This window comes from Corynebacterium sp. HMSC072D12, assembly GCF_001813925.1.
Lineage (GTDB): Bacteria > Actinomycetota > Actinomycetes > Mycobacteriales > Mycobacteriaceae > Corynebacterium > Corynebacterium aurimucosum.
In genome coordinates this window covers 114,731-128,402 of the sequence record NZ_KV814416.1, presented here as the reverse complement: position 1 = coordinate 128,402, position 13,672 = coordinate 114,731, and the positions used below count along the sequence as shown (strand labels likewise).

At 62.5% G+C, this 13,672-nt stretch carries 8 protein-coding genes and 1 pseudogene; 4 read left to right on the top strand and 5 right to left on the bottom strand.

Annotated features, from left to right (window positions below; all coding sequences use genetic code 11):
- Both HMPREF2943_RS10985 and purT read left to right on the top strand, forming a co-directional pair.
- Positions 1 to 865: pseudogene (locus tag HMPREF2943_RS10985) on the top strand (hypothetical protein); the annotation flags it as partial.
- 238 nt (positions 866 to 1,103) lie between these two features.
- Positions 1,104 to 2,450 carry a formate-dependent phosphoribosylglycinamide formyltransferase gene (gene purT, locus HMPREF2943_RS10980; RefSeq protein ID WP_070711603.1) on the top strand — a complete coding sequence of 449 codons (1,347 nt, stop codon included), beginning with the start codon at positions 1,104 to 1,106 and terminating at the stop codon, positions 2,448 to 2,450.
- Positions 2,451 to 2,456: 6 nt separating this feature from the next.
- On the opposite strand, the gene HMPREF2943_RS10975 is transcribed toward purT, so the two are convergent.
- Complete coding sequence (locus tag HMPREF2943_RS10975) at positions 2,457 to 3,284, bottom strand: PRD domain-containing protein (protein WP_070711602.1); 828 nt, start codon at positions 3,282 to 3,284, stop codon at positions 2,457 to 2,459.
- Between the two features lie 157 nt (positions 3,285 to 3,441).
- Positions 3,442 to 5,568 carry a glucose PTS transporter subunit IIA gene (locus HMPREF2943_RS10970; protein WP_070711601.1) on the bottom strand — a complete coding sequence of 709 codons (2,127 nt, stop codon included), beginning with the start codon at positions 5,566 to 5,568 and terminating at the stop codon, positions 3,442 to 3,444.
- 353 nt (positions 5,569 to 5,921) lie between these two features.
- Between HMPREF2943_RS10970 and pta the strand changes: the two genes are divergently transcribed.
- Positions 5,922 to 7,286: a phosphate acetyltransferase gene (gene pta, locus HMPREF2943_RS10965; RefSeq protein WP_070711600.1), complete on the top strand. Its 1,365-nt coding sequence runs from the start codon at positions 5,922 to 5,924 to the stop codon at positions 7,284 to 7,286.
- Entirely contained in the window at positions 7,287 to 8,507 is a 1,221-nt protein-coding gene (locus HMPREF2943_RS10960) for an acetate kinase (protein WP_010188744.1), read from the top strand.
- Positions 8,508 to 8,542: 35 nt separating this feature from the next.
- On the opposite strand, the gene HMPREF2943_RS10955 is transcribed toward HMPREF2943_RS10960, so the two are convergent.
- From HMPREF2943_RS10955 to HMPREF2943_RS10945, 3 genes are read right to left on the bottom strand one after another with little or no spacing between them, the layout of a single operon-like run.
- Positions 8,543 to 11,131, bottom strand: a complete 2,589-nt coding sequence (locus HMPREF2943_RS10955; protein ID WP_070711599.1) for a serine/threonine protein kinase — start codon at positions 11,129 to 11,131, stop codon at positions 8,543 to 8,545.
- Positions 11,131 to 12,222 (bottom strand): glutamate ABC transporter substrate-binding protein, encoded by a 1,092-nt coding sequence (locus HMPREF2943_RS10950; protein WP_070711598.1) that lies wholly within the window; start codon positions 12,220 to 12,222, stop codon positions 11,131 to 11,133. The genes HMPREF2943_RS10955 and HMPREF2943_RS10950 overlap by 1 nt, the downstream gene beginning before the upstream one ends.
- Complete coding sequence (locus HMPREF2943_RS10945) at positions 12,222 to 13,658, bottom strand: hypothetical protein (protein ID WP_070645501.1); 1,437 nt, start codon at positions 13,656 to 13,658, stop codon at positions 12,222 to 12,224. Before HMPREF2943_RS10945 ends, HMPREF2943_RS10950 begins: the two co-directional genes overlap by 1 nt.
- Between the last annotated feature and the right edge of the window lie 14 nt (positions 13,659 to 13,672).

The window sequence follows — 13,672 nt, the reverse complement described above, 5'->3', positions numbered from 1 at the left end:
GGATGGTGACGAGGACACCGACGGTGACGGCAAGACCAACGCTGAGGAGTCTGAGGTTCCTGAGGGTAAGGTCACGGACAAGGACGGTGACGGCCTTGGCGATACCGGTATCACCGATAAGAACAACAATGGTGTTGCTGACCTGACCGAGAATCCCGATGCTGAGAATCCGGATACTGACAAGCCGAGCATTGTTGCTGTTGGCACCGTCGATGAGATTCCGGCTAACGGTGAGTCGAAGAAGCTGGATGACAAGGTCAAGAACCCGACTGAGGGTATGACCGGTGAGGTCATCGGCAAGGACGGCAACCCGATCAAGGATGCGACCGTTGAGATTGACCCGAACACCGGTGAGATTAAGGTGTCGGTGCCGAAGGGTACTAAGCCGCAGGATGCCAAGGTTGCTGTGAACGACAAGGACGGCAACAAGATTGGTGATGTTGATGTCAAGATCATCGATCCGGAGACGCCGTCTAAGCCGGGTAATGGTTCCTCTGACCTGTCTTCGAAGCCGAACCAGCGTTGCATCAACACCGGTCTGGGTGTTGGTATCCCGCTGCTGTTCCTGATTCCGGTTGGTCTGGCTTCGCAGATGAACATTCCGGGTCTGTCGGACTTCCTTGCGCCGATTAATCAGCAGATTAAGAACCTGAATACTCAGCTGCAGAAGCAAGCTGGTGTGTTCAATGGTCCGCTGGCTGGCAAGATGGCTGGTATCGATGCGCAGCTGAAGCGTTTCGGTGTTGATCATCAGCAGGCTGCTGGTGCTGTGGCTCTGATTGCTGCTGGTGCTCTGGCTATTGGCCTTATCGCTGATGCTTGTGCGCCGGGTGCAGGTTCCACTAACGGTTCCTCCACCAAGTAAGAGAGACACTGACGCACACCGAGGGCCAGTCGGCCCTGCGTGGCCGGCTGACACATAGAAGGTCAGTTTAAAGACCAAGGCCCCCTTTCCCACCGTTTCCCTGCGGTGGGGAGGGGGCCTTGGTGATCCTAGGGTTCGGGGCAGGGGCACTGGGAGGTCGGTGTCCGGCGGGGTTGGGATGGAGGTTTGGGGGACGTCGCCAAGCAATCCCGCGCCAGAAGTGTGCGATAATTCGAGAATGACTACCGTAGGCGACATCGCAGGCCAGATCGGAACCCCTCTAACAGGAAACGCCACCAAGGTGCTGCTCTTGGGGGCGGGTGAGCTGGGCAAGCAGTTGGTAATTGCCTTTCAGAACATAGGGCTTGAGGTCCACGCCGTGGACCGCTACGCAGGAGCACCCGCGCAGCAGCTTGCGCACTTTAGCTACATTGCAGACATTAGGGACCCGTACAAGGTGTGGGAGCTGACTGAGAAGATCAAGCCAGACTACGTGGTCCCAGAGGTGGAAACCGTCGCGGTGGAGGCGCTGAAGCGTATTGAAGAATTCGGCACCACCGTCGTACCGTCGGCGCGGGCCTGTGAGCTGACGCAGTGCCGGGAGAGCGTGCGCGAGGTAGCTGAAAGCATCGGCCTGCCCGTCACTGCCTATCGCTTTGCTGAGTCTGCTGAGGAGCTGCAAGAGGCGGTGGGGGAGTTGGGGCTGCCGTGCATCGTGAAGCCGGATATTACGACCTCCGGAAAGGGACACATCCTTCTTAAAGAAGAAGAGGATGTGGAGGAGGCCTGGTCCATGGTGCGCCACGTGTCCTCGGAGTATAAGCGCGTCGTGGTGGAGCGCTTCGTTGACTTTGATTATGAGGTCACGCTGCTTGCCGTGCGCTCGATTGACCCGGCTACAGGCAAGATGGCTACGTGGTTCAGCGAGCCCATTGGTCACCGCCATGAAAAGGGTGATCTGGTGGAGTCGTGGCAGCCGATGGCGATGAGTGAGGACGCGCTGGCGAACGCACGCTCCGTTGCGGCGCGCATCTCCAATGAATTGGGCGGGCGTGGTGTCTACGGCGTGGAGCTCTTCGTGGCGGGCGATGAGGTGTATTTCTCATCGGTGTCGCCGCGTCCTTTGGATACCGCCATGCTGACTGGGTATACGCAGCGTTTCTCTGAGTTTGAGCTACATGTCCGCGCGATTCTGGGCTTTCCCATTGACGTGACGTTGGTCAGCCCCGGTGCTGCGGTCATTTTGCACGCGGACGCCAAGCTTGATGACGTCTCCTACTCTGGCCTCGACACCGCTCTATCCTACGAGGAGACGGATGTGCGTCTGTTTGGTAAGCCGTGGGCTTATGCCGGCCGCCGCATGGGCATGGTGGCCACGACTGCCGAGGACGTTGAGACCGCCCGTGACAGGGCGGCGCTGGCGGCGGGAAAAATTACTGTTGGGCCGAATGCCGATAGAACTGTCCATGCCGAGTCTCAGCCCGTGGAGCCGACCGCCAACGCTGTCTCCGACATTGAGGTTATTGAGGTGCCGGAGCCGGTCGTCGATGTCGACCCGAAGCTGACCCGCTCCGCCGATGACTAGGACTCGTTAGACTGAAGCATCTTCCAAGCGCGCGATGTGCAGCGTTAGGTAGGAGACTTCATCGGGGGTTAAAGCGCTGTCGAGGCGCAGCTCAATCAGGTTAGCTACCATCTGGGCGGTCTCGACGGCGTCGGGGTAGCGGGCGGAGATGGCGGTGGCGACTTGGCGGTCGTCGGAGTCGAGCTGTTGGTGCTCCGCCATGCGTACGAAGAGGTAGCGCAGGTGCGTGATGAAGCGGGCGACGGAGATGTCCTCGCTGTTGAGCTCCGTGTCGTTGTGTGAGCCGATAACGGCCAGGATCTGTTGGATGAGGCCCGTCATGCGGTAGGTGCCGGAGAGATCCCCGACCGCGAAGCCGGCGTTGACCAGATGCAGGGTGAGGGCCACGGCCTCGTCGGGGGCTAGTGGCTTGTGCAGGCCACTATTGATGGCGGTGAGTAGTTTCTGAGCGAGGGCGAAGTCATCGGCGTAGAGGTGGCGTACCTCAGCTTCCAAGGGATAAGCCACAGGCTTGCCGCGGCTGACCGCGCCGTGGATGTGGTCCGCAATCGCCACGACGAGCGTGAGTTTGCTGCGCAGTGCCTCAGACATGTCGACGGAGTGCATGGCGTCGATGACCAACTGCACGTATTCGCCGGGAATACCAGCAATCATGGCGGCGAGGTGGTCAGGGTCGCGGCCGGTATCCGGGACGAAGACCTTCACCACCTTGGCCGGGTCAACCTCAGTGCCAGGCTTTGCCTGGAAGCCAATGCCGCGGCCGGTGACAATGACGTCCTCCGCGCCGCGCCGTGCGAGAACGACGTTGTTATTGAATACTCGCAGCAGTTGCACAAGGCACCTTTCTCGTTGAGGTTAACTTGTTAAGGCTAGCCGGATGAGGCTAGCCGGTTGAGGCTAAAACGACCAAAGCCGGCCACGATGGTGATTACATCGAGCCAGCTTAGTCAGGGTTCGTTAAAGGCGTGCTAAAGGTTCCCTACTGGATCCTTTAGCGGGTCGTGGTGATGACCGTATCGCCAGCGGAGGCATGGTTGAGGCCAGCCGGGGTGACGGCAGACAGTGCCTTGGTGTTGGTCACGGCCAAGACGATGGTGGTGTCGTAGCCGGCTTCGGTGACCTTGGCGAAGTCAACGGTGGCAAGCAGCGCGCCCTGCTTGACGGTGTCCCCCTTCTTGACGGCCGGGGCGAAACCTTCGCCCTTCATCTTCACGGTGTTGATACCGATGTGGACGAGGACCTCCACGCCGTCCTCAGTCTTGATGCCGTAGGCGTGGCCGGACTTCATAGCACTGACAATCGTGCCGCTGACCGGGGAGTAGACCTCGTCGCCCTCGGGGACGATGCCCACGCCATCACCTAGCGTGCCGGCGGAGAAGACCGGGTCATCAATCTCAGCCATGGGGACAACCTTGCCGGTCGACGGCGAAGCGATGTCGGTGGTGGTGCCAGCGGCAGGCTCAGCGGCCGTGGCCGGGGCATCCGCCTTGGTGGCCGTTGCGGTTGCGGTGGCGGCACCAGCGCCAGCACCGGCGCCGGCGGCAGCGGTGCCTGCGGTTGCGGGGGCGTCGGCAAGCGCGGCGTTGTCAGCGTTGTCGGCGTTGTCGAGCTCGGCCTTCTCAGCTGCCTCGCGGGCGGCCTTGGCCTCAGCGCGCTCCTCCGGGGTGCGGTAGTCGGTGAAGAGGATGAGCAGGAAGGCCACGAAGAAGGCCACAGCAATGGAGATGGCGTACTTGGCCATCGGGGTGAAGACCGGGATGGTCAGCAGGGAGGTGAAGACGAAGGCGTCGGTAGTAATGCCGTTCGTGCCCAGGGTCAGCAGAGCCACGGTCAGGCCACCAGCGAAGCAGCCCACCAGCATGCGCGGGTAAATCCTCTTGTAGCGCAGGTGGATACCGTAGAGGGAAGGCTCAGACACACCACCCAGCAGGCCGGCCAGGAGGGCAGAGCCAGAGGTCTGGCGCATCACGTTGTCGTGGTCACGGATGGACAGAGCCAGCACACCAGCGGTAGCACCGAAGCAGGCGAAGTTCCATGCGCCCATCGGGCCCTGGATGAAGTCATAGCCCAAAGTCTGGATGTTGACCAGCATGAGGGCGTTAAGCGGCCAGTGCAGGCCCAGCGGAACCAGGAAGGGGTAGAGCATCGGGATGGCCAGAGCGAAGACGAACGGAGCGTTGTCATTCATCCAGGACAGGCCGGCGCCAATGCCGTTACCGGCCCACACGCCGAAGGGGCCAATGAGGAAGGCCGTCAGCGGGATGAGGACGATCATGGTGAGGAAGGGAACGAAGACCATGTGCACCGCAGACGGGATGATCTTTTGGAAACCCTTGTAGAAGAGTGCGGCAACAGCAGCCATGATGAGCGGGACGAAGACGTTTCCACCGTAGTCCTGCAGCTGCATGGTCATGCCGAAGATCTCAATGGAGCACTGCTCCGCACCGAGGGTGTCGTTGGTAGCACACTGGACCGCGGGGTTCTCTGAGAGATCGAGGAACTCCGGGGTGAATAGCGCGAGCATGACCGCCGCGGGAACCCAGGGGTCGATGCGCAGCTTCTTACCAGCGTTATAGGCCACCATCACCGGCAGGAAGAAGAAGACGGAACGCCACATGGCATCCACGAAGAACCAGGAGGCCGGCTTGTCCGGGGAGCGGAAGTCCACGACGCCGAAAGCATCCAGCACCGAGGCGAAGGCGATGACCAGGGAGGCACCCAGCAGCACGCCCAGGATGGGGCGGAAGGAATCCGAGAGATACTCGAAGAAGGTATCCATCCACGGCACCTTGCCCTTGGACTTGGCGCGGGCCGCGGCCTTGACATCGTCGTTGGATTGGCCGGCGGAGGCGCCGGCGTTCTTCATCTGTGGGAGAGCGTTGATCTCGTCATAGACCGTGGCCACGTCACCGCCGATGACCACCTGGTAGTTGCGGCCACCCTGGGGCACAGCGCCCATTACCTTGGGGATAGATTCGAGTGCTTCCTTATCGGCTTTGGAGGCATCAGCCAGCTCAAAGCGCAGGCGCGTAGCGCAGTGCGTGAAAGAGGTGATGTTCTCCGCTCCGCCGATGCCATCCAAGATGGCCTCGGCTGCCGAGCGAGTCTCTGTCGACATGAGAATCCTTTCGAGAGTAGGCAGGCACTGTGGCTAAAAACCACGAAAGACCTAGGCCACAATGGTTCATAGCGAACCATCCCCACACGGCTAAGAGTGGGGAGCCTAGGTCTTGCCCGAAGTAACAATCCTGGTTAGGAGCCTACTCCGGGGGTTTAATGGAGACAAGTTTCTGTGGGATAACGCACTTTGTCTTCGGGTGGGGCGCCAGTGGCCTGGGGAGTTGCTGAGGGAAGGCGATGGATTGGCGGCGAGAAGAGGTGCGTTGCCGTACTGTGAAAGTGTCGTAGTGTCACTGTGTGCCCCACTATGTGAGCCCGGGTACACGCTTTCTAAGCAGAGAAAGGTTTCTTATGACCGCCAAGTCCTCACGGAATTCCGCCTTTATCAGCGTCATCGGGCGCGGCTTTGACGGTTTGGACGTTGCTGCTGTGGCTCAGGAACTGGGGGCCACCTTCGCCCAGGTAGATGACTTGGGAACCACGCTCAGCGAAGTCCTGGAGAATGCCCCTACGGGCAACCTGGTCCTCCAGGGCACCGGCGTTATGGACTTTGATGCCAAGGCCGCCGCCGCCCTAGGTCTGCCCTTCGTGTTGATTTCCGCTGCACCCGCACGCGCCGCGGAGTTGGCGCTGAACCACGCGCGTTCGGTGGGTGCCACGGTGGTGGGCGCGTTGACCGACGTCTCCTCGGTTCCTGGTGCGATTTCCTCCCTGGAGGAGATCGAACCTTATATGAGCGCTGAGCTTTTCCAGAAGCAGCTTTTGGATCAGGCCCGCGAGATTGGCGCGCACATCGTTTTGCCGGAGGGTGAGGATGACCGCATCTTGGAAGCCGCGGGTGAGCTCATCAAGGGTAAGGTGGCGAAGCTGACGATTCTGGGTGATGGGAACGTTGAGAAGCGTGCCCAGGAACTCGGGATCGACCTGTCCAGCGTGGACATCATCAACCACCTGGAATCCCCGCTGGCAGAAGAATTTGCGGCGGACTTCGCGGAGCTGCGCAAGAAGAAGGGCGTGACGCTGGAGCAAGCGCGCGAGACCATGAAAGACGTGTCCTACTTCGCCACGATGATGGTGCACAAGGGCTTGGCCGATGGCATGGTCTCCGGCGCAGCGCACACCACGGCGCACACCATTAAGCCTTCCTTCCAGATCATTAAGACCAAGCCGGAGGCCTCCGTGGTCTCCTCCATCTTCCTCATGGTGATGCCGGGGCGCTTGTGGGCCTTCGGTGACTGCGCGGTGAACCCGAACCCGACTCCGGAGCAGCTCGGCGAGATCGCCATCGTGTCCGCCCAGACCGCAGCACAGTTCGGCCTGGACCCGCGCGTGGCGCTGCTGTCCTACTCCACGGGAACCTCGGGCGCTGGCCCGGACGTGGAGAAGGTGGCGCAGGCCGTCGAGGTGGCTCGCGGCATCGATTCCTCCGTGGCGGTGGATGGACCGCTGCAGTTCGACGCTGCCTGCGACCCCGGCGTGGCCGCCAAGAAGGCTCCGGAATCCGAGGTTGCGGGTAAGGCCACGGTCTTCGTCTTCCCGGACCTGGAGGCCGGCAATATCGGTTATAAGACGGCGCAGCGCACCGGTGGTGCGTTGGCGGTAGGCCCGATTCTGCAGGGCTTGAACAAGCCGGTCAATGACCTCTCGCGCGGCGCAACCGTTCCGGACATCATCAACACGGTGGCTATCACCGCTATTCAGGCAGGGGTGAAGTAGATGGCGTACGTACTCGTTCTCAACTCGGGTTCCTCCTCGGTCAAGTTCCAGCTGGTGGACCCGGAAAGCTCGGCCACGGATACCCCGCTGGTCTCCGGCTTGGTGGAGCAGGTCGGTGAGCCGCAGGGCGCGGTGACCGTCAAGACGGGCGGTGAGGAATTCAAGGAAGAACTGGAGATCCCCACCCACTCCTTCGGCTTGGACCGCGCGTTTAGCATCATGCACGAGCACGGCGTGGGTCCGACGGATGTCGAGGTCATTGCCGTGGGGCACCGCGTGGTGCACGGCGGGCGCCTGTTCAGCGAGCCGCAGCTCATCGTGGACCAGATCGAGTCCATGATCGAGGACCTCATCCCGCTCGCACCGCTGCACAACCCGGCGAACCTGGACGGTATCCGCGTGGCGCGTAAGCTGCTGCCGGAGATCCCGCACGTGGCGGTCTTCGATACGGCCTTCTTCAACCACATGCCGCCGGCGGCAGCACTGTATGCCATCAACAACGACGTGGCCTCGCAGTATGACATCCGCCGCTATGGTTTCCACGGAACCTCCCACGAGTTCGTTTCGCAGCAGGTGCCGAAGTTGCTGGACCGCGACCCGGGCCACGTTCACCAGATCACGCTGCACTTGGGCAACGGTGCCTCGGCGGCGGCGATTCGCAACGGCCGCCCGATTGATACCTCGATGGGCCTGACCCCGCTGGCGGGTCTGGCCATGGGCACGCGCTCGGGCGATATTGACCCGGGTATTATCTTCCACCTCTCGCGTGAGGCAGGCATGTCGATCGATGAGATCGATAACCTTTTGAATAAGCGCTCCGGTGTGAAGGGCATTGCGGGTGTCAACGACTTCCGCGTGCTGCGCGAGCGCATCAACAACGAGGACCAGGATGCCTGGCTGGCCTATAACATCTACATCCACCAGCTGCGCCGCTTCATCGGCGCGTACATGATTGCGCTGGGCCGCGTGGACGCGATTACGTTTACCGCCGGCGTGGGTGAGAACGATACTGAGGTCCGCCAGGATTCGCTGTACAACCTGGACATGTACGGCATTGACTTCGACAAGGAAGCCAACCTCGTGCGCTCGAAGGAGCCGCGCATGATTTCGACTGCTGATTCCCAGGTCAAGGTCTTCGTGGTGCCGACCAACGAGGAGCTGGCTATCGCGCAGAAGTCCGCGGGCATTGCGGCCATGGCCCGGGAGGCGGGCCTGTACTAAGTCGAGCGTTGGCTATGCCGACGGCTGGTCGGCGGCTAGAACATCGTGACCGGTCGGACCTTGTTGGCCAAGTCCACCAGCGCGTAGCGGTGGCGGGCGAACGGCGCCTGGCGGGCCAGTGCCCGCAGGGTATCCGCCAGGCCATAGCGCAGGCCGCGCTGGGTAAAGGGGAACTCGAAAAGATCGTTGGGGGAGGCCGCGGCCTTGAGGTCTGATTCACGCAGGAAGGTCAGCCCGGCGGAGATGACCGCAATCTTGATCTGCAAAAAGCGCGGCTCGTTCTGCGGAATCTCCTCCAGGCGGCGGGCGGCGCGCCGGATGCGGGACTCGGAAAGGTCGTGCACGATGAGCTGCAAAACCGTGGTCAAGCGGGCCATGCGGTGGTGACGCGAGGCATTGGGGACCTTATCCAAGGTGGCCACGGCGAGCTCCACCTGGTGCTCGGCGCGCAGCTGGCGGGCCAAGCCGAAGGCGGAGGAGACCGTCGTCGGGTTCGTGGCCCACACGATGCCGTAGAGACGCAGCGAATTGAAACGCAGGTGGGCCGGATCATCGGTGATGTGGTCCCAGATGCCCGGCTGGTCCTCAAAAGCATCATTGGGCAAATCCGCCAGCGAGGTGGTGAGGTTGGCGCAGGCGCGGGCAACGGCAGCGTCGATAAGCGCGGCTTCCGAAAAACCCAGCTGCTGCAGGATGAGCTCGTTGACCGCGCCGATGGCCAGCTTCGGTGCGGCCTCACCGGGCAGGACGTCGAGGACGTGCGCGAAGTGGGCCTGGGCCTCACGGTATTTGTCCAAGAGCAGTTCGGTCACGCCCGAGTACCAGTGGAAGCGCCAGTCCTTGCCCAAGCGCTCCTCGATGGAGGTCAACCACTCGCGGGCCTGGCCGATATAGCCCAGGTCAATCATGGCGCGCACCACACCGAGGGGAATCTCGGCGGACTCTTCGTACTCCGGGGCCTGCATGGCCTGGCGCAGGGTTTCTAGCGCTTCCTGCGGCTCGGTATAGGAGGAGCCCTGCAGCAGCGGGGCTCCGATATCGGAGCGGACAACCAGCGGGATGGGCAGCGCGGATACCACCTCGGGGGCAGTGATGCGGACGGTGCGGTCGATGCCATCGATGAGCTGGTCGGTGCGGAAGACCAGGTGCTTCGTGCCGAAGGTCGTACGCTGCGGGGAAAAGACGGAGTGCTGGGCCGGGTGCTGGATGCCATCACGGAGCGCGATGACCTCACGCAGCACACCGAAGAGCTGGTCACGCAGCTCGGAGACCGATGCGAAGCGCTGCTCCGGGTCAGGGTCAGTCGCGCGCAAGAGCAGGCGGTAGAAAGAAAGGTAGCGGCGCAGCAGCGGCTCCTCCGTGGGGGAGGGCAGGCCGGGCTTATAGACGCCATCCTCCACCGGCAGCTTCAACGTCAGGCAGGCCAGGGTGCGCCCGATGGTATAAATATCGCTGGCCACCGAGGGGCCCTGGGTGGAGATCTCCGGCGCCTGAAAACCCTGCGTGCCGTAGATATGCCCGAAGGCACCGATGCCGGAGACCGCGCCCAGATCGATGAGTTTGACCTGGTCCTCGGTGACGATGATGTTGGAGGGCTTTAAGTCGTTGTAGACCACGCCGCGGGCGTGCAGGTAATCCAGGGCGGGCAGGATTTCCAAAATATAGGCAATGGCCGTATCGACCGGGAAGCGGTCATTGGCCTGGTCGTTGCGGCGCTGCTTGAGCGAAGGTCCGCCGACGTATTCCATGACGATGAAGCCGCCGGGCACGCGGGGATCATCGATGAAGTTGAAAATCTTCACGATATTCGGGTGCGTGATATCCGCGAGGAACTCACGCTCCGCCTCCGCAGTCGCCGTTTCCTCGGCGGAGTTGGTGGATTGCATGCCCTTGAGCACCACGATGCGCCCGGAGACGAAATGGTCATTGGCCAGGTAGATCCAGCCCAGCCCGCCATGCGCCAGCACGCCGAGGATTTCGTATTGGCCCGCCACCATGTCACCCGGCTTAAGCTGCGGCGGGGCGGCGCGGGGCGCATCCTGCGGATCGATGAGTGCTTGAGTGGGATCATCCGGGACGACGAAGGGCAAGGTGGCCATGCCATCGGCCACTTCGCGGTCGGTGCGCTTGGTGCTGCGGCGCTGGCGGAAGGTATCGAGCGCGCGGCGGCGGGAGGCCTGCGAAGGGTCCTCTGCTTTGCGACGATCTCGCAGCTGCCCCAGCTCCTCGATCAGTGCCGCGATGTTGTCTGAATCGACGTATTCGCCATCGCCAGGCTTGTTCGTCGCGGTGCCGGGCGTGCCGGGCTGACCGGCGGGGGAGAGGACGGCGCCAGTGGCGGTGGGATCATCCTCGTCGGGGTCGTCAGCGAAAGGATCGAAAGGTACGGCCGCGGTGCGGTCGGAGGCTTCCGTGTTGTCGGCGCCGGAGGCTGCTGTTCCCGGATCGCCTGGTTCCGCAGGCGAGGTGCTGAGAAGGTGATCCTCCGAATAATCGTCATCGTCATCCGCGAAAGGATCGAAGCGGACGGCTTGCGTGGCGTCGGCAGGAGCTTCGGGCTCCGCGGCCTCGTGCTCTTCCGGTGTGAGGTGGTCGAGCTCATCCTCGCTGAAGCGGTGCGACATTAGTGTCCCTCCTTCTTCTCGCCGGGTGGGTTGCTGGTTGGGGAACTCGGCTGGGATTCCGTCGCGGGTGGGGTCTCATCGAGGTATTTAGGAGCTGGGAGCACCGGCTGTTCCATATAATCTCCCAACCACGTTGTGAAGAGCTTCTGCCAGGTCCCGTCCTTGCGAATGCGCTCCAGCGTGGAGTTCACCTGACGGATAAGCGGGCGCGAGTCATAGGTGCCATCGGGTTTGCGCACGGCCACGCCATAGTTTTGGCTTTCGAGGGGACCACCGACAATCTCGGTGTAGCGATCCTGGGCCAGCATGCCGGAGAGCAGCGCATCATCTACCACGATGCCATCCGCTTGCCCCAGTTGCAGGGCCATGAGGCAATCGCCCCAGGCGCGGGTTTCTAGGATGTCGGAAGCAGGCGCGTGCGTGCGTATCGCGTCCACCATGGTGGAACCCTTTGTCGCACACAAGGTCATCCCAGCGGTATCCGCGATGGACTCAATGCCGGAGTTCTTCAGCACCAGCAAACGCGCGTCAGTTTGCATATAGGGAATGGAGAAGGAGACTTCGCGCTGGCGGCTGGAGCTAATCGTCATGGTGCGGATGACGATATCCACCGTGCGATCATTGAGCGCACGCGCACGTTCGGAAGCCTCCACGAAGCGGAAGTCCACCTTGTTGGGATCCCCGAAGATATCGCGGGCGATTTCGCGAGCAATATCGACCTCGAAGCCGCGGACCTCGCCGCTGGCGGTATCGCGGTAGCTGAGCAGGTTATTGGAGCGATCCACACCCACGATAAGCCGGCCGCGCGCCAGGATATCGGGCACGCGCTCCTCCGGCTTCTTATCGTCCGGGCGGTAGGAGCCATAGGCCTCTTCGGTGCTTTGCTTGGACGCCTCGCCGGCGCCAGCGGGCTCGATGATGGCATCCTCCGGCAGTGGTGGTCCCGGCGTGGAATCGAGGTTCGCGGTGGAGGGCAGGATGGGGTCCTGCGTGCTGGGCGGCTCCGGCTCACAGCCACTGAGCGCCACGGCGCTGCTGAGCATGAGCAAGGCTGTGGTCCACGCTAAGCGTTGAGAGTTTCGGCGGCGCATCACAGATACTCCTGCAGACGGGGACGAATACCTAGCCACACGGCGATAATCGCGCCAAAGGTGGCCAGGAGCACGCCGGTCGAGACCATCGTCATGGCATTGAGCCCCTGGACCAGATAGGTGCGCATGGCATCGCGGGCTTGATCGATGAGTGCTGCCAAGGAGCTATCCACGGCGTTGAAAGCACTGGCGGCGGTCGGGTCACCATCCGGATCGATGGCGGTGGCCTGGTACAGCGCGCCATCGTAGTCGCCCATGGCAAGGTCCTCGGTGAACTTCTCGTGCGTGGATGTCCAGTCTTCTACTGCCTGCTTGGCGCGGGGAATCAGGGAGGGATCGGAGGAGGGGAAGTCGTCGTCGTTAAGCGCCTGCTCATAATCCCGCAGGGCCTGGTTAACGGAGTACACCGTGGAGCTAAAGTGCACGGACATGTCCTGCTCGGAGGAGCGCAAGACTAGCGCGAGAGTCTCCGAGGTGCGCATCTGCTGGGCCTCGATGCGCGAGGCAGTCAGTGAGTCCCAGGGGCGCGACACCGTCTCGAAACCCTGGTGGCCCGAGGCCCACGTGGCGAAGTTGGAGGCGGAGGCCCACACCAGCGCGAGGAACAGCAACCCCGTGGCCGCCACAAAGCCACGGTTGAAGCGGCGGCGGGTCAGCCGCCACAGCCACCACTGCGCCAAGCCGAGGAAAATGAGTGCGGCAACCAGCCCGGACAGCGGAACCCACTGCGGGCGGGTCAGACGCTGTTGCTGTTGGCTCACCTTCTCCGAGGTCAGGGTGAACAGCTCCGCGGCGGCGGGGAGAATCTGGGTCCGCATGAGCGCCGAGGCGTTGGACATATAGGAATTCGCCACGGCGTGGCCCGCGCGGTGATTGACACGCGCCTTTTCCACGAGGGCGGTGTACACCGGCAGCTCGCGTTGGATAAAGGTGACGAGCTCGCGCACGCGCTCATCCTCGGCGGAGGTGCCCACGATGGCCTGCGTGGCGGCGACCGACGCGGCATCGATGGCCTCGTTATAGCGGTTGCGGTTATGCTCCGGTTCGACGCCCGCCTGCACGAAGCCGGTGGTGGCCACGGTATCGGCCAGAGACAGGTTGGTGTAGAGGTGATGCGCCGCATTCGACATCGGCTCCGTGGAGGTCAGCAGAGTATCCAGGTCATCGTGGCGCGCGGCCGAGGAAGAAGACATAGAAAACCCGGCTGCCGCGAGCGCGGCGGTCAGGATGACGGTGACCGTAAACAGCTTGCCGGGCGTGGTGGAAGCAAAGCTATAAAAGCGCCGGAGGACGCGCGCTGGGCCGGAGAAGGAACTCATGGCCAGCTGCGTGGGGCGGCTAAAAGCCGGGGCAGCAGGCTCGGTGACCTCATCGAGCCAATGATCGCCCCATGATTCGGGGGAGTGCTCGCGCAGTTCGGTGGCCGGGCCGGTCATTCCCTTAGGATAGC

Excerpts from the sequence above, each read along its gene's own strand:
- HMPREF2943_RS10960 (WP_010188744.1), top strand. The coding sequence starts at position 7,287 with ATGGCGTACGTACTCGTTCTCAACTCGGGTTCCTCCTCGGTCAAGTTC.
- HMPREF2943_RS10950 (WP_070711598.1), bottom strand. The coding sequence starts at position 12,222 with ATGCGCCGCCGAAACTCTCAACGCTTAGCGTGGACCACAGCCTTGCTC.
- HMPREF2943_RS10970 (WP_070711601.1), bottom strand. The coding sequence starts at position 5,568 with ATGTCGACAGAGACTCGCTCGGCAGCCGAGGCCATCTTGGATGGCATC.
- HMPREF2943_RS10955 (WP_070711599.1), bottom strand. The coding sequence starts at position 11,131 with ATGTCGCACCGCTTCAGCGAGGATGAGCTCGACCACCTCACACCGGAA.
- pta (WP_070711600.1), top strand. The coding sequence starts at position 5,922 with ATGACCGCCAAGTCCTCACGGAATTCCGCCTTTATCAGCGTCATCGGG.
- purT (WP_070711603.1), top strand. The coding sequence starts at position 1,104 with ATGACTACCGTAGGCGACATCGCAGGCCAGATCGGAACCCCTCTAACA.
- HMPREF2943_RS10945 (WP_070645501.1), bottom strand. The coding sequence starts at position 13,658 with ATGACCGGCCCGGCCACCGAACTGCGCGAGCACTCCCCCGAATCATGG.